This window comes from Pseudomonas sihuiensis, from assembly GCF_900106015.1.
Lineage (GTDB): Bacteria > Pseudomonadota > Gammaproteobacteria > Pseudomonadales > Pseudomonadaceae > Aquipseudomonas > Aquipseudomonas sihuiensis.
This window is the reverse complement of the sequence record NZ_LT629797.1, coordinates 2,225,876-2,251,794: the sequence shown is the minus strand read 5'-3', so window position 1 is coordinate 2,251,794 and position 25,919 is coordinate 2,225,876. Positions and strand designations below refer to the sequence as shown.

The 25,919-nt window shown below is 64.3% G+C and carries 18 protein-coding genes and 2 pseudogenes; 10 read left to right on the top strand and 10 right to left on the bottom strand.

Features of this window, described 5'->3' with window-relative positions; translation table 11 throughout:
- Window positions 1-12: 12 nt before the first annotated feature.
- The 9 genes from trbL to BLT86_RS10570 are packed head-to-tail and all read right to left on the bottom strand — an operon-like array spanning window position 13 to window position 8,590.
- The gene (gene trbL, locus BLT86_RS10610; protein ID WP_092376574.1) at window positions 13-1,188 is read right to left on the bottom strand and encodes a P-type conjugative transfer protein TrbL; all 1,176 of its coding nucleotides are present in this window, start codon (window positions 1,186-1,188) and stop codon (window positions 13-15) included.
- The gene (locus BLT86_RS10605; protein ID WP_092376571.1) at window positions 1,185-1,370 is read right to left on the bottom strand and encodes a hypothetical protein; all 186 of its coding nucleotides are present in this window, start codon (window positions 1,368-1,370) and stop codon (window positions 1,185-1,187) included. Before BLT86_RS10605 ends, trbL begins: the two co-directional genes overlap by 4 nt.
- Before the next feature lie 12 nt (window positions 1,371-1,382).
- A complete protein-coding gene (gene trbJ / locus BLT86_RS10600) occupies window positions 1,383-2,117 on the bottom strand; it encodes a P-type conjugative transfer protein TrbJ (protein ID WP_092376568.1) in 735 nt (244 codons plus the stop codon).
- Window positions 2,114-4,549, bottom strand: a complete 2,436-nt coding sequence (trbE, locus tag BLT86_RS10595) for a conjugal transfer protein TrbE (protein ID WP_092376564.1) — start codon at window positions 4,547-4,549, stop codon at window positions 2,114-2,116. The genes trbJ and trbE overlap by 4 nt, the downstream gene beginning before the upstream one ends.
- Before the next feature lie 10 nt (window positions 4,550-4,559).
- On the bottom strand, window positions 4,560-4,832 hold the full coding sequence (locus tag BLT86_RS10590; protein ID WP_092376561.1) for a VirB3 family type IV secretion system protein: 273 nt from the start codon (window positions 4,830-4,832) through the stop codon (window positions 4,560-4,562).
- Window positions 4,829-5,170, bottom strand: coding sequence for a TrbC/VirB2 family protein (locus BLT86_RS10585; protein WP_092376558.1), 342 nt, complete (start codon window positions 5,168-5,170; stop codon window positions 4,829-4,831). The genes BLT86_RS10590 and BLT86_RS10585 overlap by 4 nt, the downstream gene beginning before the upstream one ends.
- On the bottom strand, window positions 5,167-6,171 hold the full coding sequence (gene trbB, locus BLT86_RS10580) for a P-type conjugative transfer ATPase TrbB (protein WP_197676099.1): 1,005 nt from the start codon (window positions 6,169-6,171) through the stop codon (window positions 5,167-5,169). Before trbB ends, BLT86_RS10585 begins: the two co-directional genes overlap by 4 nt.
- Entirely contained in the window at window positions 6,168-6,602 is a 435-nt protein-coding gene (locus BLT86_RS10575) for a CopG family transcriptional regulator (RefSeq protein ID WP_092376551.1), read from the bottom strand. Before BLT86_RS10575 ends, trbB begins: the two co-directional genes overlap by 4 nt.
- Entirely contained in the window at window positions 6,599-8,590 is a 1,992-nt protein-coding gene (locus BLT86_RS10570; protein ID WP_092376549.1) for a conjugal transfer protein TraG, read from the bottom strand. Before BLT86_RS10570 ends, BLT86_RS10575 begins: the two co-directional genes overlap by 4 nt.
- 811 nt (window positions 8,591-9,401) lie before the next feature.
- On the opposite strand from BLT86_RS10570, the pseudogene BLT86_RS10565 reads away from it, so the two are divergent.
- From BLT86_RS10565 to BLT86_RS10525, 10 genes and pseudogenes are all read left to right on the top strand, one after another.
- Window positions 9,402-10,586 (top strand): annotated as a pseudogene (locus tag BLT86_RS10565) (PAS domain-containing protein); the annotation flags it as partial.
- Window positions 10,584-10,859 (top strand): annotated as a pseudogene (locus BLT86_RS26430) (methyl-accepting chemotaxis protein); the annotation flags it as partial. The pseudogenes BLT86_RS10565 and BLT86_RS26430, both read left to right, overlap by 3 nt.
- Window positions 10,860-11,402: 543 nt before the next feature.
- Window positions 11,403-12,278 (top strand): WD40/YVTN/BNR-like repeat-containing protein, encoded by an 876-nt coding sequence (locus BLT86_RS10560; RefSeq protein ID WP_157719673.1) that lies wholly within the window; start codon window positions 11,403-11,405, stop codon window positions 12,276-12,278.
- Entirely contained in the window at window positions 12,275-14,659 is a 2,385-nt protein-coding gene (locus BLT86_RS10555; protein WP_092376539.1) for an efflux RND transporter permease subunit, read from the top strand. The genes BLT86_RS10560 and BLT86_RS10555 overlap by 4 nt, the downstream gene beginning before the upstream one ends.
- Before the next feature lie 55 nt (window positions 14,660-14,714).
- On the top strand, window positions 14,715-16,253 hold the full coding sequence (locus BLT86_RS10550; RefSeq protein WP_197676098.1) for a DUF1302 family protein: 1,539 nt from the start codon (window positions 14,715-14,717) through the stop codon (window positions 16,251-16,253).
- A gap of 15 nt (window positions 16,254-16,268) precedes the next feature.
- Window positions 16,269-17,525 (top strand): DUF1329 domain-containing protein, encoded by a 1,257-nt coding sequence (locus BLT86_RS10545; RefSeq protein ID WP_092376536.1) that lies wholly within the window; start codon window positions 16,269-16,271, stop codon window positions 17,523-17,525.
- A 55-nt stretch (window positions 17,526-17,580) separates the two neighbouring features.
- A complete protein-coding gene (locus BLT86_RS10540) occupies window positions 17,581-18,855 on the top strand; it encodes an acyl-CoA dehydrogenase family protein (RefSeq protein WP_092376533.1) in 1,275 nt (424 codons plus the stop codon).
- A complete protein-coding gene (locus BLT86_RS10535) occupies window positions 18,855-20,138 on the top strand; it encodes a thiolase family protein (RefSeq protein WP_092376530.1) in 1,284 nt (427 codons plus the stop codon). Before BLT86_RS10540 ends, BLT86_RS10535 begins: the two co-directional genes overlap by 1 nt.
- Before the next feature lie 9 nt (window positions 20,139-20,147).
- Complete coding sequence (locus tag BLT86_RS10530; RefSeq protein ID WP_092376527.1) at window positions 20,148-21,785, top strand: AMP-binding protein; 1,638 nt, start codon at window positions 20,148-20,150, stop codon at window positions 21,783-21,785.
- 16 nt (window positions 21,786-21,801) lie between these two features.
- Window positions 21,802-22,914 (top strand): saccharopine dehydrogenase family protein, encoded by a 1,113-nt coding sequence (locus BLT86_RS10525; RefSeq protein ID WP_092376524.1) that lies wholly within the window; start codon window positions 21,802-21,804, stop codon window positions 22,912-22,914.
- Window positions 22,915-23,098: 184 nt separating this feature from the next.
- On the opposite strand, the gene BLT86_RS10520 is transcribed toward BLT86_RS10525, so the two are convergent.
- Complete coding sequence (locus BLT86_RS10520) at window positions 23,099-25,882, bottom strand: LuxR C-terminal-related transcriptional regulator (protein ID WP_157719672.1); 2,784 nt, start codon at window positions 25,880-25,882, stop codon at window positions 23,099-23,101.
- Window positions 25,883-25,919: the final 37 nt, after the last annotated feature.

The window sequence follows — 25,919 nt, the reverse complement described above, 5'->3', positions numbered from 1 at the left end:
CTTCGTCCTCCTTTACGAATTCGATGGGTCGCGGATCTGCGGCCCGGGGGATGAGCCACCACCATCGCCAGCACGCAGGGTGTGCGCGACCGTGGTAGCAGCCTGGGTGAGTTGCTGCTTGCGTTGCAGGCGCCTGGCCCAGTCGGGCTGTTTGGCGTGGGGCATGGATGGGCTGTCAGTACTTGGCGCGCCACCAGTCATTGCACCGCAAGCCGCCGACCCAGAAAGCATGCCAGGCAAGGAACGGGCTCCACCCATGGCGAGGCGCGCCGCACCGGGTGCCATACGGGCGCCGGCCAGCACGGCACCGCCGACGCCCGTCGCCACCGCGGCTGCGCCTGCGGCCATGCCCGTAACACCGAGAGCCGTACCGGCGGCTGCACCAGCCCCCAGCTGCGGGGCGCCGGAGACCAGCCCGGTGGCGATGCCCGGACCGAAGATGCCCAGGCCCAGCAAGGCCAGCGCGGCGAGCATGACCACCAGGGCATGGTCGATGGAGGGTTTGTCCGGAACGGCCTGAAACTCTGCGAACAACCCGCTGCCGATGCCGACGATCACCGCCAGTACCAGGACCTTTATGCCAGACGCCACCACGTTGCCCAGCACCTTCTCGGCGAGAAAGGCGGTCTTGTTCCACAGCGCGAAGGGCACCAGCACGAAGCCGGCGAGGGTGGTCAGCTTGAACTCGACCAAGGTGACGAACAGCTGGATGGCCAGAAAGAAGAAGCTGACGATCACCACCAGCCAGGCCAGAAACAGCACCAGGATGGTATGCAGGTTGCCGAAGACTTCGGGAAATCCGCTGAGGTTGCTGATCTGCTCAAGCAGCGGACCTCCGGCATCAACCCCAATGGCGGCCAGCCGCCCCGGCTGCAGAAACTCCGCATGACTCAATGCAGAGCCCGAAGCCAGCAGGCCCAATCCGGCGAAGGAGTTGAAGACGATCTTGGCCAGCACGTTGAAGTTGCCGATGATGAAGGCGAAGGCGCCGACATAGAGGATCTTGCGGATCAGCTTGGCGCTGACGTCCTCACCGCCCATGGCCCAGAACAGCCCGGCCAGGGTCATGTCGATCACCACCAGGGTCATGGTGAGAAAGGCCACCTCACCGCCGAGCAGGCCGAAGCCGGTGTCGATATACAGCCCGAACACCTCAAGGAATCGGTCGATCACGCTGACGTCGTTCATTGCATGTCCTCGTCGAAGCTTGGCGGTATCGCAGGTAGATCAGCAGACCGGAGAAACTCGCCGGGCTGAGCACAGCCTGAGTAGAAACGCTCAGTCGCATCTTCTTGCCGAGCCATGACCCCGTTGTCGTCCTGCCCGCAGGCGACCAGCACCAGCAGCGGCAGCAGTGTCAGGAATCTCATGAGGACGCCTCCCTACCGATAGAACTGCACGGGGTAGGGGGTATAGGGCGTGCCGCTGCCCATAAAGCGCCGCCGCCGTTCGCGCGCCTCTTCGGCCGCAGCAGCCTGGCGGGCCAGCTCCAGGGCGATGGCGCGGTTATGGGTGATCTGCAGTTGCTGCGCCTGGATCGACTGCTTGGCCTGCAGGGCCAGCAACTGGTTGGTGGCCTGGGTGGCCTGCAGTGCACCTCCGGCCGACTGACTCTGCTGCACCAGATCGGCCAGCGCGCTCTCGTCCTGAACCAGGTTCTGCGTCACCTGCGCCTGCACGCGCATGGCGGTGTGCAGGCCGTCGAGACCCTGCTTCCAGCGCTCGCGCGCCTCCTGGGCCAGGCGTTGGCTGCTGACGTCGCTCGTGTACTCGGCCGGATAGAGGCGGGTGAACTCCTGATCCAGACGCTGCACCTCGTAGGCCAGCCCCCGCGCCTCGGCCAGCAGGCGCTCGGTGTTGGCCAGGCTCGCGCGCAACTGGCTGACCACGTTGTAGTCCAGTCGCTGCAGATGACGGGCCTGGTTCAGCAGCATCTGGGTCTCGTTCTGTAACTGGCGAACCTGGTTGTTTGCCATCTCCAGGGTGCGCACTGCAGTCAGGGTGTTCTGCACCAAGTTGGTCGGATCGATTACGGTGAAAGCGCTGGCCGGTTTCACGGCCAGCAGACCCAGTACTAGCAGCGTTGCGCAGGGGAAATGGTGGACAAGGGATCTCATGGCAGGCACTCCTTGCGTGACGAGGGATAAGCGGTGAGCAGGTCGGCGGCCCAGTCCAGGCCGCGGTGATGCAACCAGGCAGGGGCGAAACTGGCGGTGCCGTACGCCAGCAGGATGCGGTCAATCTCGCGCTGCTCGGCCGGGCTGGCCGAGGCGGCGAAGGCCAGCGCCACCGGCCCGAGATCGAGATCGAGATCGAACAGACGATTGCCCAGGCGCGACTGGTAGTAGTAATCACGCTTGGGCGTGGCCTGGGCGATAATCTCGATCTGCCGGTCGTTGAGGCCGAAGCCTTGGTAGATACCTCGGATCTGCGGCTCGCCCGCCTGCGGGTTGGGTAGGAAGATGCGGCTGGTGCAGCTCTCGATAATTGCCGCAGCGATGCTGGAGTCCTTGATGTCGGCCAGCGACTGGGTGGCGAAGATGACACTGACGTTCTTCTTGCGCAGAGTCTTGAGCCACTGACGGATGCGCGCGGCGAACAGCGGGTCGTCGAGAAACAGCCAGGCCTCGTCGAGCATCAGCAGGGTCGGCGCGCCGTCGAAACGTTCCTCGAAGCGGGCGAACAGGTAGCTCAGCACTGCAGCTACCGCCGCCTTGCTGTGCATCAGTTCCTCCATCTCGAAGCACTGCACGTCGGCACTGCCTAGCCGATCCTGATCGGCATCCAGCAACGGGCCATGGGCGCCGCCCAGCACGTAGGGCTGAAGTGCCTGGCGCAGGGCGTTGTCCTGCAGCAGCACGGACAAACCGGTCAGTGTGCGCTGCGCCTCCGGCGCGCCGGCCAGGCTGTCCAGCGCCGTCCACAGCGCGGCCTTCTGCTCGGGGCCGACGGCCACGCCTTCCTGCAGCAGGCGAGCCTCCAGCCACTCGGCGGCCCAGGTTCGGTAGCCATGCTGATCGATGCGCGCCAGGGGCTGGAAGGCCAGGTCGCCGTCGCCGCCCAGGTCGTAGTGCTCGCCCCCCAGGCCCAGCACCGTTGCTCGCAGCGAGCGACCCATATCGAAGAGAAACAGGCGCGCGCCCGGATAGCGGCGAAACTGCAGGGCCAGGGTCGCCAGTAGGACCGACTTGCCCATGCCGGTGGGGCCGGCCACGAGGGTATGACCGACATCGCCGACGTGGGTAACCAGGCGAAACGGTGTGGCGCCATCGGTGCGGGTGATCACCAATGGCGGGCCATCCAGATGTTCGTTGCGTGCCGGCCCAGCCCAGACTGCGGAGACCGGCATCAGGTGCGCCAGGTTGAGCGTGGAGATCAGCGGCTGGCGGACATTGGCGTAGGCGTTGCCGGGGATCGACGACAGCCAGGCCTCCACCGCGTTGAGAGTCTCGGTGATAGTGACGAAGCCGCGTCCCTGGATTACCCGCTCGACCCGGCGCAGCTTTTCGTCCGCGACCTGGGCGTCGGCATCGCTCACCGTCACGGTGGCGGTCACATAGCCGAAGGCGACCTGATCGGCACCAAGTTCCTGCAGAGCCGCGTCGGCGTCGCTGGCCTTGTTCGCGGCGTCGCTGTCGAGCAGTGGGCTTTCATGCTGGAAGATCGCTTCGCGCAGTAGTGCCAGGACGCCCTTGCGCTTGGCGAACCATTGCCGGCGTAGGCGCCTCAGTTCCTTCTCGGCCTCGTCCTTCTCCAGACAGATAAAACGGGTCGACCAGCGATAGTCGAAGCCAAGACGGTTGAGGTCGTCCAGCACGCCTGGCCATGTCGGGGTGGGGAAGCCACGTACCGACAGCGTGCGCAGATGCTGCTCACCGAGACGCGGCGCTAGGCCCGTGGTCAGGGGGCTGTCGGCCAGCAGGGCATCTAGGTGGAAGGGCACCTCGGGTACAGCCACCCGCTGGCGATGGGTCGAAATTGTGGCATGCAGGTAAGTCAGCGTCTGGCTGTCATCGAGCCAGGCGAGCTCTGGCATCACTCCGTCCAGCAGGTCGAAGAAACGATCTGTCTCAGCAACAAAGGCAGTCAGTCGTTCGCACCAGTCGACGCCGCGCTGCGATTGGTGCTCGTAGAGCAGGCCGGCGGCGCGCGAGCGCGATTCCTCCGGCGGCAGGTAGAGCAGCGTCAGGTGATAACTGCTCTCGAAGTGGCTACCCTGGGCCTCGAAGGCGGCACGGCGCTCCTCGTCCACCAGCCAGGACAGCGGCTCGGGAAAGTCACTGTCGGGGTAGTCCGCCGCCGCCAGACGCTCGGCTTCGACAAACAACGCCCAGCCCGAGCCAAGGCGACGCAGGGCATTGTTCAGGCGCGCCGAGGTGGCCACCAACTCGCCTTTGGTGGCGCTGTCCAGGTCTGGCCCGCGAAAGCGCAGGCTGCGCTGGAAAGAACCGTCCTTGTTCAATACGACGCCGGGTGCGACGAGACCGGCCCAGGGTAGCCAGTCGGCCAACTGTGCGGGGCGGCGCTGGTATTCGGTGAGGTTCAGCATGGCGGCCTCCTCACACATCCAGCAGCGACGGCTGCTGGATGTGCCGGGCAAACACCTGCAGGAACTGCGGGTCCAGACGGGCACCCCACACCGCCAGCGAGTGGCCGACCAGCCAGAGCGCCAAGCCCGGCAGCCACAGCTGCAGGCCCAGGCCGACCACTGCCGCCAGAGTGCCGTTGAGGATCGCCACGTTGCGCGGGGCTCCACCGAGCAGAATCGGCTCGGCCAGCGAACGGTGCAGTGGCACCTCGAAACCGGGGATGAGTTCGCGCTCGCCGTTCATGCGATCACCGCCCCGCCGGCAAAGCTGAAAAAGCTGAGGAAGAACGACGACGCGGCGAAGGCAATCGACAGGCCGAAGACGATCTGAATCAGCTTGCGAAAGCCGCCACTGGTGTCGCCGAAGGCCAGCGTCAGGCCTGTGGTAATGATGATGATTACCGCGATGATGCGCGCCACCGGACCCTGTACCGAGTCAAGGATCGATTGCAGCGGCCCTTCCCAGGGCATGCCGGAGCCTGCGGCGAATACCGGAACGCACACGCCCAGGCAAAGTGCGCCCAGTAGGAGTGCGCTGGCGGCACGACGACGAAAAGCAACGAACGTATGGAGGAGAGTCATGGCTGATTCCCTGTCGTGGATGAAGGAGAAAGGAGGGCGTCGATCGAAGTCAGCTGATAGCCGCGCTCGTCATAGCCGGTGACGCGGGCGATCTGCTGGATATAGCGCGTGCGGCCACGCCCGGCGAGAAACACCACCAGGTTGACCGCTTCGGCGATCAACGCCCGCGGAGCGGTCAGGGCGACTTCCAGGATCAATTGCTCCAGGCGCAGCAGTGCGCCCTGTGCAGAGCCGGCATGAAGGGTGGCGATACCGCCGGGATGGCCGGTGCCCCAGGCCTTGACAAGATCCAGCGCCTCGCCGCCGCGAACTTCGCCGACCACCACACGATCGGGGCGCAGACGCAGCGTGCTACGGACCAGATCAGCCATGGACACCACGCCTGGCTTGGTGCGCAGAGCGACGTGATCGCGGGCCGGACACTGCAGCTCGACCGTGTCCTCCAGCACCAGCACGCGATCACCGCTGCCGGTCACTTCGGCTAGCAGCGCATTGGCCAGGGTGGTCTTGCCGCTGCTGGTGCCGCCGGCCACCAGGATGTTCTGCCGCTCACGCACGGCCACGCGCAGGTGTTCTGCCTGCGCGGCGCTGAGAATGCCGTCAGCCACGTACTGCTGAAGCGGGATGACGCCGGCGGCGCGTTTGCGCAGAGCGAAGGTCGGCCCGGCCACTACGGGCGGCAGCACACCTTCGAAGCGCTCACCAGTCTCTGGCAGTTCGGCGCTGAGCAGGGGCTTGCCCCGGTGCACTTCGACGCCGATATGCGCGGCAACCAGGCGGATGATCCGCTCGCCGTCGGCGGCGGGCAGCGTGCCCAGTCTGGAGCGGCCGGTGGACAGGCGATCCAGCCAGAGCACACCGTCGGGGTTGAGCATGATCTCGACCACATCCGGATCATCCAGGGCGGCGGCGATCAGTGGGCCCATCGCCGTGCGCAGCATGCGGGTTCGGCGATCCAGGGAGGCCGCTGCTGCGCTCCGCATCGGGGAGGCGGTGGTCATGGACGGTCCCCCGCAGCCTGGGCTTCTGACGGAGCGGCCTCATGCAGGTCACTGACCAGACTGCGCCCGCGCTGTAGGTGGCGCCCCAGTTGCTCGACGAACTGGGTGAAGCGCAGCTTGCCCTGCGCGCGCGCCGCGTCCTGATGAGCCTCGGGCACTGGTGTGCTGACGGTGAGGTAGTAGCGCACATAGAGCGCCACGGTCTCGATCAGGATGTGCTGGTCGCGCTCCAAGCGCTCGAATTGGCGCGATAGCCGATCCAGCCGCTTGGCCATGGCCACCTCGCGCTGTTCCCCGGAGTCTGGTGACAGCCAGGAAGCGAGGGCTGCGGCAATGATCGAGGACTTCGACACCCCCTTGGTGATCGCCAGCTCGTTCAGGCGTTTGGCGTGTTCGGGTTGGATAAACAGGTTCAGGCGGGCTCGGCTCATAGGGCTATTCCATCGTCAGGGTCGAGGGCGGCCAGCCGCGCCACGCGTTGCAGGCGTGGGTCCGGCTGGGTGGGGAAGGGCGTGGAAATGTCGTCCTCATCGAGCAGCAGCAGGTCGCTGGCCAGCTCGTCGTGATCCGGCAACTGGGCGAGTTCTGCCAGCTCCGGCTGACGGCGCGAGCCGCCGTCCTCGACGGTCTCGACTTCGGCCAAGCCAGCCGGCGCAGCGCCGGCGGCCGAAGGCACGGCCAGGTCGCTCCAGTCGTCTGCGCGTGGCGACGGTGCGTCGGCATAGCGGCCCGGCTGCAAGCGCGGCGCTGGCAGCACGCGGCTCTGGAAATTGGCGTCGGTGAAGTAGCGCAGCTTCTTCGCACGGATCGGCGCGAGACCTGAGAGCATAACCACGGCTTCGTCGCTGGGCAGTTGCATCACCTCGCCCGGGGTCAGCAGCGGGCGTGCGGTTTCCTGGCGCGACACCATCAGGTGGCCCAGCCACGGCGCCAGGCGGTGGCCGGCGTAGTTGCGCTGCGCGCGCAACTCGGTGGCAGTGCCGAGGGTTTCGGAGATGCGCTTGGCGGTGCGCTCGTCGTTGGTGGCGAAGGTCACCCGTACATGGCAGTTGTCGAGGATCGAGTGGTTCTGGCCGTAGGCCTTGTCGATCTGGTTCAGCGACTGTGAGATCAGGAAGGCGCGCAGCCCATAGCCGGCCATGAAGGCCAGGGCCGTCTCGAAGAAATCCAGCCGTCCCAGCGCCGGAAACTCATCGAGCATCAGCAGCAGCTTGTGCCTCCGCTCGATGCCGTCGGAGCCGTCGAGGGACTCGGTCAGGCGCCGGCCGACCTGGTTGAGAATCAGGCGGATAAGCGGCTTGGTGCGGCTGATATCCGAGGGCGGCACCACCAGGTACAGCGACACCGGATGCTCGGCCGAGATCAGGTCGGCGATGCGCCAGTCGCAGCGCGAGGTGACTTCGGCCACCGTCGGATCGCGATACAGGCCGAGGAAGGACATGGCCGTGGACAGCACGCCCGAGCGCTCGTTGTCGCTCTTGTTCAGCACCTCCCGGGCGGCTGAGGCCACCACCGGATGGGGGGCATCGCCCAGGTGCGGCGTGGTCATCATCCGGTGCAGCGTCAGCTCGAAGGTACAGGCTGGATCGGAGAGGAAGTTGGCAACGCCGCGCAGGGTCTTGTCCTGGCCTGCGTAGAGCACGTGCAGGATGGCACCGACCAGCAGCGCATGGCTGGTCTTCTCCCAGTGGTTGCGCCGCTCCAGCGCGCCCTCCGGGTCGACCAGGATGTCGGCGATGTTCTGCACGTCTCGCACTTCGTGGGTGCCGCGACGTACCTCCAGCAGCGGGTTGTAGGCCGCCGAAACCGGGTCGGTGGGGTTGAACAGCAGGCAATGGGAGAAGCGCGAACGCCAGCCAGCGGTCAGGTTCCAGTTCTCACCCTTGATGTCATGGATGACCGCCGAGGCCGGCCAGGAGAGGAGGGTGGGAACTACCAGGCCGACACCCTTGCCAGAGCGCGTCGGTGCGAAGGCCAGCACATGCTCCGGGCCTTCATGGCGCAGGTACTGCTCCTCGAACAGGCCAAGGAATACCCCCGCCGGTTGGGTCAGCCCGGCGCGGCGCACCTCATCCGCCTCGGCCCAGCGTGCCGACCCGTAGGTCGTGACCTGCCGAGCCTGGCGCGCCCTCCAGAGGGCCGTGCCGATAGCCACCACCAAGGCCAGCAGGCTGCTGCAGGCGGCGATGCTGCCGCCGACGTTGAAGACATCCGGCGCATAGGCATCGAAGAAAAACCACCACTCGAACAGACGCCAAGGGTGATAGACGGGCATGCCCAGCCATTCGAACCAGGGCGCTCCCAGGCGAGACTGGTAGCCAAGCGCGGCAGCCGTCCACTGTGTGGCACCCCATACCCCGGACAGGGTAATGGTCAACACCACCAGCACCTGGCCGTACAGCACCGTCGTCGCTTGCATCCCTGAACCCAACCTCTCCGATCAAGCGCTCGGCACGCCGATGTGCCGCGGGCGAGAGGTTCGGCAATGGTGGGGGAGGGGTCAAAGACCGATTCGTGGGTGATTAAGAGCGGGTTGGCAACAGTTCTGACTGCGGCGTCTGGTGGAGGGAATCATAGGAGCAAGGTGTACACGATCGGCAGATGTGGATCAGCAGCCCCAGTTGCATCAGGCAGAAAACGGCCGATTCTATTGAAAAAGCCGGTGTTGGCCAGCGCCACCTGTCCATGGCCCCAAAAGCGGCTGATTTGCGCGTTGCTACCTGAATTCCAGGGCGACTCTGTCCCGGAAGTGACTCAGGTTTCAGCGTAAGCCATGCACTTTTGTGAGCAGAAATCTCGAAGGGATTTTTTCAACAGAATCGGCCATTAGCGAACATCCACTATTCATAGAACTTACGAGCTGATCCCAATGTTGCCTACGGCGATTTCACCGATGGCTCTCGCTCGCAATGGGGCAGTCGCGGAACGTCGCAAAGGATCTGCTGCTCGAACGTGACCCCTCGTGCGGCGGGTACTTACTCCAAGAGTTTCTCGTCTTCCGGGTAAATTGCTTCAAGCTCCAGTCATCTCTTTTCCACTGCGTGAGCTCACGCAGCTTCTTCCCCCCTTGTACTACCTGAATTGGGGGAAAGAGGTGCTCGCTTTCCCTTGGCACGATTAGGCGCACCTGGGGACGCCACGAAAAGCCAAGCCTCGTTGTGTGTTGCGCATTCCCTCTTTTTTGCAGTTGTAGTGAGAGAGGCCAGAGGCGCGGCGTTGGCGATGAGCACATGAAGTGTGAGAGGGGCTACCTGCCATTTCACGATGCTAGTCGACCATTGGGTAATCGCAGTTGCCAGGTGGAACAGAACGATTTGAGCGTTGGGTGGCGCCGCTCCTGGCGCCACTCTTTTTTCTGCCTTGCGCCATATGCTGCTTTCCCCACGAGCCTGTCGCGCTGGGTGATGGCCGCATCTCCCGAGGAGTTTTCCATGTTCCTTTTTTCTACTGCGCGCATTGCAAGGAGAACGCTGCTGCAACTGTCTGGGCTGCTCGGCGAGGAGGTGCAAGATGCCGCGATGAGCGGCCGGCAGCTTGCCCTGCACGCGGAGGTTGCGCTGGCGAAGGTCCGGGACCGGCTGGCCGAGCTGGAGAGATTGCACACTGAGGCCGTGGCCGAACTGTGCAGGTTAAAAGAGCAGAAATCCGAGCTGAGGTCACGACATACCCTGGCTGACGATCGCTTTCAACTGCTGGAGTCCTGCATCGAGGAGTGCCATTGGGAGGCTTCAGTAGGAGAGGGCAGGGCGCTGGACTCGCAGAGTGAACTGGTTCTTTCGCCCAGGCTGAGGGGCTTGCTCGGCCAGGATACTCCCGTTTGCCTGGGCCAATGGCTGGAGCGAGTGCATCCGGATGACCGGCATTCCTTGCAGCAGTCATTGATCGCGAGGGATGGGGCGCCCTGGCCGTTGGAGCTCCGTATAAGGGCGGCTTCCGGTGACTACCGCTGGTTCCTGGCTCGCAGTAGCGTCAGGCGCGGCGAATGCGGGAGTCCGGTTCGCATTCTGTTCACCTTGCGCGATATAGAGATTCCGAGGCAGCAGTCTGCGGAGTTGGATATGAGCAGGCTCCGTTTCCAATTGACGCTCGAAACCATCCACGATGCTCTGTGGGATATGGAGGTCGTCGCGGGAGATCCAGTCAATCCGCGTAACGAGGTGTGGTGGTCGCCCCAGTTCTTGAGGGTCTTGGGATTCGATGGGATTGAGGACTTTCCGAGGGAGCTGAACAGCTGGGCTTCACGGATCCACCCGGAGGATAGGCAGAGCAGCATCAGCGCCTTTGCCGCCTACATGCAGGATCGCCAGGCGGATGCTCCTCTCGAACTCACCTACAGACTGCAGCTCAAGAATGGCAGCTACCACTGGTTCCGCGCGCGAGGGCTCGCGCAGCGGAGCGGGGATGGCACCCCTTTGCGGGTCATGGGCTCTCTGATCGACATCCAGAATGAGCATGAGGAAGCTGAATTGCGGAAAGCGCAGGCGGATCAGCACCAGGTCCTGGAAGAAAGCCTGAGAAGGCTGGGTGGGATCGTCAGTTCCATCCAGGGGATAGCCACCCAGACCAATCTGCTGGCATTGAATGCCGCCATCGAGGCTGCGCGAGCCGGGGAGAGTGGGCGGGGCTTTGCCGTTGTCGCGGACGAAGTCCGTACCTTGGCCATTCGCACCACCGAAGCCACCCGTCAAGCGAAGTCGATGATGGGGCTCGGCGGATAAGAAGCGCTCTCCTTACACCTACCCCCGGTACTCCCGACGGCTAGAGCAAGGCCCCTCCGAGGGCCTGCCGCCTTTCCTGTCTCCCTCCTGCATCGCCCAGCCAGCCTCCTGGCCTGGGCGGCTCCAGCCTGTCTCCGCTGAACATTCTTGAACCTGGACGCGCGCCGCGCGTGATCCCCCCGCCAACCACCTGCCCTGGGGGGAAGCCCCGGCGTGGATGAGTCGTGATGATGAGCTCCACGCACAAGAACAACTACAGGTGCCCCCATGCAAAGTCCGCAAACCGTTCCCGATGCTGGTTCATCGGGCTCCGCCTGCCCGCCGTCGCGCTCCGGCGTCTCCCGTCCTGATCCTCGCTTCAGAACTTCTTCCAGGCCCGCAGCGCATGCCTTTCGCAAGGCGCAGGCGCAAGGCGTGATCCTGCCGTGGATCGGGCGTCTCTCGCCCTGGGTACTGATCGCCGGCCTCGCCTATGCAGCCGTCTTCGTCAAACCCAGCGCCAATGGCGCTCCCTTGTCTCAGCCCGTGCTCGAGCGCCGTGACATGTTCTTCGGCGCGGCAGGCGATCTCGACTCGTTGTGGGTCGTGGGGCAGGACGGCGCGATACTGCATGGCGTGGACGGGGCCACCCAGTGGAGCCGGGAGGTCCTGCCGACCCGCACCAACCTGCAGGCCGTTGCGGTTTCGCCAGCGGGTGTCGTGGTCGCCGTCGGCAACCTCGGTGACCTATGGCTGAAGGCGCCAGGCCAGGCTTGGAGCCATGCCCCGCTGCCAGTGGGGGAGGTGGGCGGCAAGCTGCTCGACGTGGCCTTCATCGATGGACACTTCTGGGTCTCCGGCGAGATGGGCGTGCTTTTCCGTGCCGGTCCGGACGCTGGTAACTGGGAGCGTCTGGGGGATGAGCAGGATGTGGGCTTCAATGCCATTCGCCCCGGGACCGGTGGCGACCTCTGGATCGCCGCGGAGTTTGGTCGGCTGCTGCGCAGCCGTGATGGTGGCCAGAGTTGGAGCACGCTTGAGCTCGGCAGCGAGAGCCTGCGCGCAGTGGCATTCGAGGGCCAGGTGGGCGTTGCCGTCGGCAATGCGGGTCATGCCTATGTCAGCCGGGATGGTGGTGACAGCTGGAATGCCGTCGCGCCTTTCACGACTGACCACTTGCATGATGTCGTGGTCAAGGAGGGGCTCTGGAGTGTGGTGGGCGACCATGGCGTCTACTTCCAGAGCCGCACTCCCAGCGAGGCTTGGCAGGACGTCGCTCCGGCCGGGTTGAGCAAGGGCTACTTCACCCGGGTGCTGCCGGTTGCCGGCGGTAACCTGCTGGTGGGCCAGCAACTGGCGATGATCGAGGCCGGGCGCCTGACCGTCATTACGGCGGGAGGTCGGCCATGAGGCAGCTGCAGAGCTTCGCCGCCCGCCTGGCCGGGTGGTCCATTGCCCATCGCGTTCCGGTCACCCTGGTGGTTGGGCTGATCACCCTGTTCTTCGCACTCTGCCTGGCGCGGCTGGACATCCAAACCCGCTTCTCGGACATGGTTCCCCATGACCATCCGTACGTGAAGGTGCATCAGGCGTACAAGGACAGCTTCGCCGCCAGCAACCGGGTATCGATCCTGGTCAAGGCGCGCGAGGGCGACATCCTCCGGGGCGACATCCTCGAAGAGGTGCAGCGCATCACCCGCGCCTTGCGCAAGGTGGAGGGGGTGAACCCGCAGCAGATCGTCTCCCTCGCCTCGCGCAAGCTGAAACGGGTGAATGCCTCGACTGAAGGTATCGAGACCGAGCCGTTGATGGGCGATCGCGTACCGCGCACGGAAGCTGAACTGCAGGTCCTGCGCCAGGCGATCCTCAATAACTCGATGGTCTACGGCCTGTTCGTCGACCGCGATTTCAACTCGACCCTGATCCAGGTGGATTTCTATGACCATCTGGTGAACTACAAGGCGATCTTCCCGCAGATCCAGGCGATCCTCGATGCGTCGCCGATCCAGGGGCAGGTCAGCCTGCACCTAGTGGGCGAACCGATCCTCTACGGCTGGGTCGCTCATTACCTGCCGGAAACCCTGGGACTTTCGCTGCTGTCGCTCGCCGCAATGCTGGTGTTGCTGTTCGTCTTCAGTCGGACCTGGCGCGGCACATTGCTGCCGCTGCTGGCGGGGAGCATTTCCGGCATCTGGGCGCTGGGGATCAGCGCGCTCCTGGGCTACAACTGGGACCCGCTGGTAGTGGTCGTGGCCTTCATCATCACGGCGCGCGCCTTCTCCCACTCGGTACAACTGATCACCCGCTATGACGACCTGGCTCTGGACGGACAGGTGGTGTCCCGCCGCGCCGCCGAGCAGGCCATGACCGAGCTGTTCCGTCCCAGCATGCTCGGTTTGTATGCCGATGCCGGGGCCATCCTCTGCGTGATGCTCACGCCGATCCCGCTGCTGCACAAGGTGGCGATCATCGGTGCGGTGTGGGTGATGAGCATTGCCGTATCCGCCGTGGTGATGACACCGATCATGTTGTCCTGGGTGCGCCGTCCGCAGGGGTTTGTGCATCCGCTGAATCTCGACTTCATCCTCGCTGCGGTACTGCGCGTCGCTTCGCTGCTGGTGTCCACCCGGGCCCGTTATCTGGTGGCACCCGCCTGCGTGGTGCTGCTCGCGGGGCTGCTGTTCGAGGCCTCACGAATCCAGGTCGGGGATGCCAGCGACGGTTCGCCGATCCTCTGGAAGGAGGCTTCGTTCAACCGTGACAGCGCCCTGATCAACCGCCTGTACCCGGGATCCGAACAGATGTTCGTGGTCATCGAGGGACGTGGGCCGGATTCGCTCAAGGCGCCGGAGGTGCTGGACTGGGCGCAACGTTTCTCGCGCTACATGGAGCGCCAACCGGAAATCGGCGGCAGCGTATCGCTGGCCGACCTGGTGGTGGACATCCGGCGCAACCTCTATGAAGGCAATCCACGCTACCGCGAGCTGGGGGCGTCGCAGACCGAGAACGGCGAGCTGATCAACTTCTACCTGCAGGGCGCGGCGCCGGAGGACATGGCGCAGTACGCCGACCGGCAGTTCCAGAACGGCGCCATCACCCTGTTCTTCCGCGACCACAAGGGCGACACCCTGCGCAACGCGGTGCACTACGCCCAGCGCTTCATCGCCGAGAACCCGCTGGAGCAGGCCGACGTCAAGCTCGCCGGCGGTGGCCTGGGGGTGATCGCCGCGGTCAACGAAGTGCTGCTCAGTGACCAGATCGAGGCCATCGCCCTGGCGTTCCTGGTGGTAGTGGTCTGCTGCCTGGTGGTCTACCGCTCTTCGGTCAGCGGCATCTTCTTCATCATCCCGGTGCTGGTCTCCAACGTCGTCACTTTCGCCTTCATGTCCTGGCAGGGAATCGGCATGAGCATCAGCACATTGCCGGTGGTCGCGCTGGGGATCGGCCTGGGCGTGGACTACGCCTTCTACATCGTCGATTCGATCAAGGAGTACCTGGAGAAATACCCCGAGGCGAGCCCTCTTGAGGCCGTGCTGCAGTCCATCGGTTCGGCAGGGCGCGGGGTGCTGTTGACCGCATTTACCCTGGCGGCCGGGGTATTGCTCTGGGGCTTTTCCTCCCTGCGCTTCCAGGCCGAGATGGGCCTGCTGATCGGCCTCTGGCTGATGGTGTCCGCCTTCACGTCGCTGTTCGTCATGCCGGCCCTAGCGCTGGTTTTCAAACCCCAATTCATCTTCGCCGCACCGCACCGGGAGGAGCGGCGCGACTTCGACTCCAAGCCCGCCGTTTGAGCCGTCGGCGCGGATGAATCCCTGCCATCAATAAGAACAATGAGAGGTGTTTAGGATGCAATCGATAATTCAGGCCCCCCGGCCTTCACTGGCCCTGGCCTTGCTGCCACTGTGCACCCTGTCCGCGGGTGTCCAGGCAATGGACTACGGTAACGACGAGTTCGGCTTCAGCCTGGGCGGCTACGTCCGGGGCTGGTCCTCCTTCAACCTGAAGGACGCTCCGGAAACCCGTGGTGACGACAAGGGCAAGCTGTCGATGCTGCGTGGCTCCCTGCTGCTGGATGCCGATGCCGTCACCGGCCCCCTGAGCTGGAAGGCCATCACCCGCTTGGACAAGGAGCTGATGACCGACTACCAGGACGACCTGCAGGACATCAATCGCTCCATGGCCAATACCGGCGCTCGCGGGCGCGGCAGCGACCTGATGGGCGAGTACGACCGGGCTGAGTTGCGCGAGTTCTATTTCGACTACGAGTACGACCGGGTCAAGTTCCGCGTTGGCAAGCAGCAGGTGGTGTGGGGCGAGACTGACTTCTTCCGTGCCATGGATGTGGTGCATGGCTTCGACTATCGCTGGCGCTCGTTCCTCGAACCGGAGAACGAGGAGCTGCGCAAGCCCCTGATCATGCTCAACACCACCATTCAGGTCCCGGAGCTCGAAGGCTCGCTACAGGTGCTGGTACGCCCTGGGCTGGATGCGCACAACGCCATCGGCAACAGCGTCGACTTCTACGGTGGCCGCTGGGCGCCCCAGCCATATCGTGGGACCGACTTCTTCTCGCTGGTGGATACCGACTACGAGCACCCCGAAGGCGACAACGAGAAGGTCACCGGTGGCCTGCGCTGGTCGGGGATCATCGGTGACGTGAACTACTCGCTGGCCTGGCTCAAGTCCTACCAGGGCGACCCGGTGATCAATTCACGCTTCAATCCCTACAAGAAAGCGCCCAAGGGGGCGCTGGGCGATGCCATCCACCCCGAGATCACAGTGTGGGGGGCGACAGCCAGCACCTACGTGCCCGCGGCGGATGCGGTGTTTTCGACCGAGCTGGTCTACACCCAGGACGCAGCTTTCAACCAAGGCAGCGAGCCCCTGTTCGGTGGCGCGGTGCCGCCAGGGTTTGCCGGCATCAAGCGCAAGGACACCTTCACGTCCATGGTGCGTATGGACAAGACGGTGGACCTGACCAGCGTCCTCGGCACCAGCCGGCCGTCCTTCCTCTCGATGCAGCTGTTCAACACGCGCGTCGTCGGCTTCTCGAAGGATGACGACCTTGTCGAACTGGCGGCGTTCAGCGCCAAGAAGAAGCGCGACAACACGGTGTTCACCACCGTCCTGCAGATGAACTACCGCAACGACACCATCAACCCGTCCCTGGCCGGTGGCGTAGACGTGGGCAATGGTGGCGGCTTCCTGATCCCGGCGGTGGAGTTCGTCATCGGTGACAACTGGCGCCTGCGGGCCGAGGCCGACCTGTTCTTCCCGGCCGGTAACAGCAACGACTCCGCCCAGGGCGACAGCAGTTCCACCCGCCTGTTCGGCTACCTCGACAACCACGACCAGCTGGTGCTGCGTCTGACCCGTCAATTCTGAGTCTGGTGAATCACGATGAACGTACTTTCCCGGTATGCAGCTTTCACTTGCACCCTGCTGGCCCTCGCCACGTCCGCCGTCGCGGCCGATCTGCCGGCGGGAACGCTGGTCGATAAGAGCAATCTCGACCAGGTCCTCAATGACACATTCGAGGGCAAGCCCCTCGGTCAGTTGCTGACCGAGAAGGTGCAGTGGCAGATCAAGAACTACAACTTGGGGCTGACCCTAGCGGCTTCCAAGCCGGTGGCGCTCGATCCAGCTTATCTCAACGCCAGCTCGGGTAATGCCGGCAAGGTGACCTTCGACAAGGCTACCCGCACGGTGCAGGGCTGGGAGAAGGGTGTGCCCTTCCCGCAGATCGACCCGAAGGATCCGGACGCCGGCGACAAGATCGTCTGGAACTTCATCTACGGCCGCCCCATGGGCGACTCCCAGGAACTGAAGAACTTCCACTACATCCTCATCGACGCCAAGAAGGGTGTGGAGCGGGTGCAGCGCTATCGCCTGGACCGCTTCTACACCCGTGGCCGGCTCAACGGCCCGGCCAGCATCGGCGGCGACTTCATGTTGCAGAACACCCTGCTATTCGCCGAGGCGCCACAGGACATCAAGGGTATCGGCACTTACACCAAGCGTTACGCCGATGGTTTCAAGACTGACGACGTCTGGGCCTACGTGAAGTCTGTGCGCCGCGTGCGCCGGATCTCGGGCAACGCCTGGATGGACCCGGTGGGCGGCCTGGACATCCTCGGGGACGATATCGACGTCTGGGACTCGCCGCCCAACTGGTACAAGAGCGTCAAGCTGATCGACAAGCGCTGGATCCTCGCCGCAACCGATACCCCGCAGACCGTCGGGGTTGGCGAGAAGGACCCGGTGGCCCAGTTCCCCTTGCAGGACGTGACCACGCCGCCGCACTGGAATCCCAATCCCAAGCTCGGCTGGCAGCCCCGCGAAGTCTGGGTGCTCGAGGGTACGCCGCCGGATGCCCATCCCTACGGCAAGAAGATCCTCTACGTGGATGTCCAGGCCAATCGTCCGTTGATGTCCGAGATCTACGACAAGAACGGCGAGTTCTGGCGCTTCCACCATATGCAGCAACAGTCGGTCACCGGTGAGGACGGCTACAAGGCGATCCTGCCGGTGCAGGGGCAGCAGATCGACTTCAAACGCCAGCATTCGACCAACTTCGTCTCGACCTACGTGGTCAACCGCAAGGGCGCCAAGGAGTCCGACTTCTCCCTGGGCAAGCTCGAGGCGGCCGGCAAGTGATTTCATCGTCGCCGGCCGGATGGCCGGCGACTCCAGCTCAACAGGAGTCAGCAATATGAACCCTTCCAATCTGCCGACGCAGGAGTGGCCGGCCGAGCCCAAGGTGCAGTTCGGTCCCTGGGCCTGTGAACCACCTCTGGACGATGAGTCCGAGGCTTTTCGCCAGAGTCTGCGCCAGTTCGCCACCAAGGTGATGCGGCCTATCGGCCAGGAACTGGATCGGCTGAGTGCCGAGCAGGTGGCAGCCAAAGGCTCGCGCCTCTACGAGTTCTTCAGTCAGTACGACAAGCTGGGTATCAGCCTGGAACTGCTGTTCAGCCTCAGCGATGAACAACGTGCAGTGATGTTCCCGATCCTCTTCGAAGAGCTTGGTTGGGGAGATGCGGGGCTGGCTATTGCGGCCGCAGCGCGCATGCTGCCCTTCTACATGGCGGCGAAGATGGGTAACCAGTTCGTGCTCAAGGAGTACTCCGAGCAGTTGATCGGCTGCTGGGGAATTACCGAGCCGGACCACGGCACGGACTCGCTGGACGTCAGCCAGCAACTGTTCCATTCCCAGGGTCGTTACGGCCGCCCCAATTGCACGGCGCGGGTCAGCGACGGCCATATCGTCATCAATGGTCAAAAGGCCGCCTGGGTCTCCAATGGCAGCATCGCCGACCTCTGCGTGCTCTATTGCGCTGCCGAGACCGCGAATGGCCCTGATCCGCAGCACGGCTTCTGCGTGGTGGTACCGACCCACCTGCCCGGGGTTTCCCGTGGCAAGCCGCTGGAAAAGATCGGCCAGCGCGCACTGCCGCAGGGCGAGCTGTATTTCGACAACGTCAAGGTCAGCATCGACCACCTGCTGGCCGGGCCGGAGGATTTCAAGCGCGCGGTCTACGCCATCCATACCGATGCCAACCTGCTGATGGGCGCAACTTTCAGTGGCGTGGCGCGCTCTGCCTATGACCATGCCCTGGCCTATGCCCACGAGCGTAAGCAGGGCGGCCTGCCGATCATTCGCCACCAGGACGTGGCACGACGTCTGTTCCACATGCTGCGCAAGGTCGAGTCTGCCCAGGCATTGACCCGCCGTGTCGCCCGTTTCAATGCCTTCGAGCCGGTGCCTGCCTTGCAGGCCGCCATGCTGGCCAAGGTCACCGCTACCGAGCACGCCTTCGAGGTCGCCAGCGATGCGATCCAGATGTTCGGTGGCAATGGCCTGACCTGCGAGTACCCGGTTGAGAAGATCTTCCGCGATGCCCGGGCCTCGATGATCGAGGACGGCTGCAACCAGGTGCTGGCGATCAAGGGCGGCTACAACCTGATCAACCCGGAGTGGCTGTGATGAGCTGGAGCGTGAACGTGGAACTGGACCGGCAACTGGTCCGCAATGCCCGGCAGAACGCCTACGTGATCGGCGTTGGCATGACCCGCTTCGGCAAGCACCTGGGCCGTAGCCTGAACAGCCTGGCGCGCGAGGCAATCAAGCAGGCACTGGACGATGCCGGCATCGAAGCCGGCCAGCTCAACGCCGCCTGGATGGGCACCGGCGCCGCGCCGGTCATCACCGGGCAGGTGTGCATCGCCGGCGAGGCGGTGCTGCGCGGGCTGGGGGTAGGGCGCATTCCGGTGGTCAATGTGGAAAACGCCTGCGCGACGGCCTCCACGGCCTTCCAGCAGGCCTGCACCATGGTGACCCACGGGCTTTACGACATCGTGCTCGCGGCCGGCTTCGAGAAGCTCTATCACGACGACAAGGTGCGCACTTTCTCCGTGTTCGATGGCTGCGTGGACGTGGATGAGCAGGACGCCGTGCTCGGCTTCCTGCGGGAGGGCATCCGTCGCTCCGGGGCTCAGGTCGACCTCGCCCAGGCTGGCAAGGACCGATCGCTGTTCATGGATATCTATGCCACCTGGGCACGCGACTACCTGGCCATGGCCGGTGGCGAACCACGCCATCTGGCGATGGTCACGGCGAAGAACTCCCGGCATGGCGCGCTCAATCCACGCGCCCAGTTCCAGGATGTGCTGACGGTCGAGCAGATTCTCGCCGCGCGCAAGATCGCTGATCCGCTGACCCTGCCGATGTGTTCGCCCATCGGCGATGGCGCGGCGGCGGCAGTGATCGTCTCCGAGGCGGCGTTGAAGCGCCTCGTGGCACGGCAACCCATCCGGGTCGCCGCATCGATGATCGTCAGCGGCTACGACTACGTCGATGAGGACATGCCGGAAGTGGCCCGTTGGGCCGCCGACCTGGCGTACCAGGCGGCCGGAGTAGGCCCGCGTGATCTCAGCCTGGTGGAGCTGCACGATGCTTCCTCCGCGTCCGAGCTCATGTACTACGAGAGCCTGGGCCTCTGCGGACGTGGCCAAGGCGTGGCCCTGCTGGAATCCGGCGCGACCGAGTTGGGTGGACGCATCCCGGTTAGCGTGTCGGGCGGCCTCAACCGCAAGGGGCACCCCATCGGCGCGACTGGTCTGGGCCAGGTCTTCGAGCTGGTCGAGCAGTTGCGTGGCAATTGCGGTGCGCGCCAGGTCGAGGGGGCCCGCGTCGGGTTGGCTGAAAACGGCGGTGGATTCATCGGCGCGGATGCCGCGGTGATGAGCATGACCGTACTGACCCGCTAGGAGGACCCCATGCAGAACAACGCTTCACTGATCCTGGCGAACGTGATCCGTCGCAAGGTCGAAGAAACCCCCGATCTGGATGTGCTGACCTTCGTCCATGTCGATGCTGATCAACAGTTGCGTGACTGCACCCGCAGTTATCGCCAGCTCTGGGAGAACGGCCAGCGCATCGCCGCCGGCCTGGACGACGAGGGCATGGCCCAGGGCGAGGCATTCGCCCTGATCATGTTCAACCACCCCGAGTTCGTCGAGGCCATGGTGGGTTCGTCCATCGCCAACACGGTCTTCGTTCCCATCGATGCCCGTGCGAGTGGCGACAAGCTGCAGTACCTGCTGTCCTTCTCCGGCTGTCGCGGTGCCATAGTCGCCGACCATGCGCTGTCGGCTGTCCTCGAGCTGGTGGATGCCCTGCCGCAGTTGCAGTGGCTCTGGGTGCTGGACACTGGTGGAGACGCTCACGAGTTGCGTGCGCATCCGAAGGTGCGCGTACGCGCCCTGCAGGATGTGCTGGAAGATCGTGTCCCGGATCTTGCCGTTCGGGCAACGGATCTGCGGCAACCGATGCAGTTGCTGTTCACCTCCGGCACTACCGGGAATCCCAAGGCCATCGTGGCCCCCTATGCGCGCTTCGCGGCCATCGCCGGGCTAGGCGAACAGGTGGGATTGCGCCCTGGCGACCGACCCTACACAGGGCTGAGCCTGACTCACGCCAATGCCCAGTGCATCACCTTGGGCAATGCGCTGTACCTGGGGTTGCGCGCGGTAATCAGCCGGCAGTTCACCAAGTCTCGTCTGTGGGAGATCCTGCGTCGTCACCAATGCACGGTCTTCAACTTGCTGGGTGGCATGACTACCGCCGTCTATTCCGAGCCGCCGCGCCCGGACGACGCCGACAACCCGGTTCGCTACGTGTTCAGCGCGGGCATGCCGGCCAGTATCTGGAAGGATTTCGCGGCGCGCTTCAACGTCGAGATTTTCGAGTTCTACGGAACGGCGGAAGGGGGCCTGACTCTCAATCCCCCAGGCGCTGGTCCCATGGGCTCGATCGGCAAGCCGCCGTCCCATCTCAGCTGCGCAATCCTGGATGAGGAGGGGCAGGAGCTGCCAGCGGGCCTGCGCGGGGAAATCTGCTTCCGTGCAGCATCGGGCGACGACCATCCCCCCGTGGCCTACCTGAACAACCCGGAGGCTTCCGCAGCGAAAACCTGTGGTGGCTGGTTCCACTCTGGCGACATCGGACACAAGGACGAGCAGGGCTGGGTGTACTTCGACTACCGCGACGGCAGTGGCATCCGCCGTAACGGCGAATTCATCGACCCGGCGCAGATCGAGAAGGTGATCGCCGAAGCCGATGAGGTCGCCGACGTGTTCGTCTACGGCCGCGGCACGCCGGCGTGTGCGCCAGGCGAAAAGGAAATCGTCGCCGCCGTGGTCCAGGCGCCAGGTCGCGCCCTGGACATTCGCCAGCTGCTGGCGCATTGCGCCCGCCACCTGCCGCGCAACCTGATCCCCAGCCACGTGCAGCGGGTCGATGAAATTCCCAAGACCGCTTCGGAGAAGCCCCTCGAGCGCGTGCTGCGCGAGCAGCTCGAATGCGAACTGGCGGCGCAGGCGGTCTTTTCCAGCAGATCACAACAACAAGCGTGAAACCGGAGAACAAGAAATGTCCGATATCAAAGTCGTGGTGTATGGCGCCAGTGGTTACACCGGGAAGCTGATTTCCCGCCATCTGGCCGGGCGCAACATCCCCTTCATTGCGGCTGGGCGCAGCGCGGCGAAGATCCGTGAGCAGCTCGCTACGCTGCCGGAGCTCAAAGACGCTCGCTACGAGGTAGCCGAGGTAGCGAACGAGAAGGAGGCGCTGAGCGCCTTCCTGGAAGGCAAGAGTGTGATCTACAACACCGTCGGCCCGTTCATGCAGTTGGCCGAGCCGGTAGTCCAGGCGGCCCTGGAGGCCGGCTGCCATTACCTGGACAGCACCGGCGAGCAGGACTGGATGCTGTTCCTGCGCGAGCGTTATGCCTCGGCGTACGCCGAGCGCGGACTGTTGCTGATACCGGCCCTGGCCTTCATGTGGGCTTCCGGCCACCTGGCGGCGGAAGTCTGTCTGGAAACCCCGGGAATCGATACCCTGGACCTTGTCTATGTGACGCGCGGTTCTCTGCCTTCGGTGAGCTCGACCCTGTCCTTCCTGCGCATGTGCTGCCAGCCGCAGTACCACCTGGCGCAGAAGCAGCTGGTGCCCTGGGAGCCGGCGACTGCGTACCAGGCGGTGGCACCGACCTTCCACCAGGTGCTCGATTGCCTGCCGTGGAGCGGCGGCGGTGAGCCGGTGTGGTACGTCGACGATCCGCGCGTGCGCAACTGCAGCATGCTGGTGAACTTCGGCAATCCGCAGGTGATGAGCAATGTGTTGAAGCTGGCGCGCGAGTTCAACGATGTACACAAGCACAAGTCGCCGGAGGAGCAGGAAGCCGTCACCAACGGCTGGGGCCATGAGTGGACACCCAGTGAGCCCCCTCGCGAGAACCCGGACCTCTGCCGTGCAGTGATTTCCTGCCACGGTAGCGGGCCGATAAGCCAGTCGACGGTCATCCTCCAGGGCAACTGCGGCTACGAGCAGGCGGGGTCGGTGGCCGTTGCCGGGATCGAGCGCATTCTGTCCGGGGACTTGACCGCGGCCGGCTTCGTCAGCCCGGCGAAGGCCTTTGGTGCGCGCTATCTGCTGGCAGCCATGGAGCGTGACGGTTTGGCCAAGGTGATCGTGCGCCACTGATCGCTTTGGACTTTTGCGGCGTGAGTGAACCCGCTCACGCCGTTTTTTTTGCTGGTCATTCGCGCAGGACGATTCTTTTGAATGGTGGTAGCGAACGCGTCATTGGGCTGGCGCGCAAAGCATGCTCCTGCGGGCGGTGATTCCACCCTGCAGGAGATTTCCAGGAAATTTTGCGGCTGATGGCTCAGCCCGAGCCCTTGTCGCAGACGAGCTTTTCGCGGCGGGCCTTGTCAATGGCATGCACCCGGTCGCTCACATTCAGCTTGGCGAAGAGCTTCTTGAGGTACCACTTCACGGTTTCCGCCGAGATATTCAGGGCCTGGGCGATGCGCTTGTTCGGCATGCCCTGCACCAGTAGCTCGAGGATGTCCTGTTCGCGGCCACTGAGGTTGTACTCGGTGTGCTGCCGGGAGGGTTGTGCCTGACGAGCCTGCTGGAATCCCCCGAGGATGTTGGCCAGATGCTCTTCCAGGGCTGGGGTGGACAGCTTGCCCGCCATCGCTTGCAGCATCTGCTGCGATTGCAACCCCTCGTCGCAGACGCTGCGGATCATCTGGCAGCGCGCGCTGACCTCCAGGAGTTGCCTCAGCGCGTCGGGCCAATCGGGATCGTCCAACTGGTATAGCGCCAGGCAACGCAGCAGGCGCACCTTGATGAAGTAGTCCAGGCGCAGCTCCGCTGTCAGGCCTGAGAGTCGATCCAGCTGGTCCAGGGCTTCCGGGGCATCCCCTTCGTTCAGCGCACAGCGGGCGCGCGCGAGGAGGGCGAGGACGGGAATGTCGAAGGTGCTCCCCATCGCTGCCGGCGTCAGCGGTGCGTCATACGAGGCCGCCAACTGCTCCAGCTGGGTCTGCAATCGCCTCGCTCCCTGCGGATCGCCGGCCAGCAACAGCAGGCGGATGCGTTCGGCCAAGGCGGCGGCGACAGGCCGGTGCAGGTCCGTGCTCTGGCCAAAGAGGCGCAGGCGCTCCAGCAGTTCGTGGGCGGCATCGTCGTTGCCTTGCAGGTGTTGCAGGCGCGCCCCGGCCAGGAGGGAGCGGATATAGCTCTCGAAGAATACCCGTTCGTTCATGACCTCCAGTCGGCCACTGAGCAGGGCCTTCAGGGCGCCCAGGTCGTTGCTTTCGTAAAGCGATTCGGCCAGGTAACCCGACACCACGCAGGAGGGGGCGGAGCGCCTGCCAAAACTCTCGTCCAACCGCTGCAGTGCTTCGCTGAGGCTACTGCTCGCCTTGGCGAGGTTGCCCTTAAGGAACTGGACCCAGCCGATGATGGATTGCCGGTAGGCGTAGGTGAAGCCGCGCGTGGCGCTGGGCGGTGGTTCGGGGTGGTGGACCAGGATGTTGGGCACGTCGTCGAAGCGCGAGGCGGTGGCCAGGGCGTAGATCAGCGCGTTGCAGGCGACGCCGTTGTGGTAGATGTCGCCACTGGGCGGCCAGTGGTTGAGTAGTTCGAGGGTGGACAGGCTGTCGCCGCTGAGTGCGTCGAAGGTGCGCAGGCAGACCTGGTACTCGAAGGCACTGATACCACCCACGATGCCAACGGCCTGATTCAGCTCGTGCAATTCCTGGCGTGCATTCTGGAGGTGGAGCCCGCCCAGTACCATGGCCCAGAAGCGCGCAACGCGCAGATGCCAACGGCGGGCGAGCTCTGCTGCAGGCACTTTGTCGGTCCAGGCCAGGATGGTGTTGAGGTCGCCGGTTGCCAGCACGTTCATGACGCAGCGGTCGATTAGGTCATAGGCACGCTCTTCACCCTCGGAGGCCAGGGCATGTTGTACGGCCTCGACGAGATGGCCTTTGCGTTCGAACCACAGGCTGGCGCGGTAGTGGAAGGAAGGCAGGTCGATGGCGTTGAGCTCGCTCTTGCACTCGCGCAGGAAGGACGAAAGGCTGGGGCGGGTCTGGGCGCTTTCCGTGTCCAGCCAACGCTGCGCCCGCTGGTGCAGGTCGCCAAGGCTTGCCACCACGCGCTTGGCGAGACGTTGCCGGAGGTGCTCGCTGAACAGGGCGTGGAAGCGATACCACTGTTCGTCGTGGTCCAGCGGCACCAGCAACAGGCCATCTGCAGCCAGGCTTTCGAGCATGTGCTGGGCATTCCTGACGCCCAGCACCTCCTCGCAGAGTTCCACGTTGAACCGATCCAGCACGGAAAGCCGCAGCAGCAGGTCCTGGGTGTCCCGGGGCAGGTTGCTCAGGGTGCTCTCCAGGATGGTTTCCGCCAGGGGATAGAGGCCTTTGTTCCAGTCCGCCAGGTCCGGATCCTTCAGCTCGTTGGACATCGCCAACATCTGGATACCGGCGATCCAGCCTTCGGTGGCCTCGAACAGGGCCCGGCAGGATTCGGCGCTCACCGGGATCGCCATGCGCTCGGCGAGGAAGGCCTGGGTTTCGCTTTCGGAGAAACGCAGGCTGCGGACATTGAGCTCGTTGCCACGGCTCTTCTGGCGCGGCTCCTCCAGGCACGCGGGCAGTTCGGTGCGGGAGGTGATGACCAGGTGGAAGTTGGCGGGCGCGTATTTCACCATGCGGCCAAGCAGTTCATGAATGCGCGGATTGTCTATGCAATGGTAGTCGTCGAGGATCAGGTAGAGCTCGTGCTCGAACTCCGCGAGCACGTTGACCAGCACGGTCAGGAAGTTGTCCAGGGACTCCGGACGCCCGCGCTCATAGGTGTCCATCAGTTGCTGCGGGACCGGGCAGTCGGCCTGCTTCAGGGCCGCGACCCAATAGCCGAGGAACTGGCTTTCTTCACTGTCGCTTTCGTCCAGGTTGATCCAGCCGACCTTGTGCCCCTGCTCGATCAGGACCTTTCGCCATTGCGTCAGCAGGGTGGTCTTGCCGAAGCCTCCGGGTGCTCGAAGATGGATCAGGCGTTGGTAGGCCACGTTGTTCAGACGATCGAGCAGACGCTCGCGCAGCAGTGGGGCTTGGTGGTAACGCGGGGGCAGGAGCTTGGTGATCAACACGGATTGGGGGCCTGCTTATTCTTGTTGTGGTTGGTGC

Coding starts and splice junctions, on each gene's coding strand:
- BLT86_RS10585 (WP_092376558.1), bottom strand. CDS start 5,170: ATGACTCTCCTCCATACGTTCGTTGCTTTTCGTCGTCGTGCCGCCAGC.
- BLT86_RS10570 (WP_092376549.1), bottom strand. CDS start 8,590: ATGCAAGCGACGACGGTGCTGTACGGCCAGGTGCTGGTGGTGTTGACC.
- BLT86_RS10545 (WP_092376536.1), top strand. CDS start 16,269: ATGAACGTACTTTCCCGGTATGCAGCTTTCACTTGCACCCTGCTGGCC.
- BLT86_RS10590 (WP_092376561.1), bottom strand. CDS start 4,832: ATGAACGGCGAGCGCGAACTCATCCCCGGTTTCGAGGTGCCACTGCAC.
- BLT86_RS10605 (WP_092376571.1), bottom strand. CDS start 1,370: ATGAGATTCCTGACACTGCTGCCGCTGCTGGTGCTGGTCGCCTGCGGG.
- BLT86_RS10550 (WP_197676098.1), top strand. CDS start 14,715: ATGCAATCGATAATTCAGGCCCCCCGGCCTTCACTGGCCCTGGCCTTG.
- BLT86_RS10575 (WP_092376551.1), bottom strand. CDS start 6,602: ATGAGCCGAGCCCGCCTGAACCTGTTTATCCAACCCGAACACGCCAAA.
- BLT86_RS10530 (WP_092376527.1), top strand. CDS start 20,148: ATGCAGAACAACGCTTCACTGATCCTGGCGAACGTGATCCGTCGCAAG.
- trbL (WP_092376574.1), bottom strand. CDS start 1,188: ATGAACGACGTCAGCGTGATCGACCGATTCCTTGAGGTGTTCGGGCTG.
- trbB (WP_197676099.1), bottom strand. CDS start 6,171: ATGACCACCGCCTCCCCGATGCGGAGCGCAGCAGCGGCCTCCCTGGAT.
- BLT86_RS10540 (WP_092376533.1), top strand. CDS start 17,581: ATGAACCCTTCCAATCTGCCGACGCAGGAGTGGCCGGCCGAGCCCAAG.
- trbJ (WP_092376568.1), bottom strand. CDS start 2,117: ATGAGATCCCTTGTCCACCATTTCCCCTGCGCAACGCTGCTAGTACTG.
- BLT86_RS10535 (WP_092376530.1), top strand. CDS start 18,855: ATGAGCTGGAGCGTGAACGTGGAACTGGACCGGCAACTGGTCCGCAAT.
- BLT86_RS10525 (WP_092376524.1), top strand. CDS start 21,802: ATGTCCGATATCAAAGTCGTGGTGTATGGCGCCAGTGGTTACACCGGG.
- BLT86_RS10555 (WP_092376539.1), top strand. CDS start 12,275: ATGAGGCAGCTGCAGAGCTTCGCCGCCCGCCTGGCCGGGTGGTCCATT.
- trbE (WP_092376564.1), bottom strand. CDS start 4,549: ATGCTGAACCTCACCGAATACCAGCGCCGCCCCGCACAGTTGGCCGAC.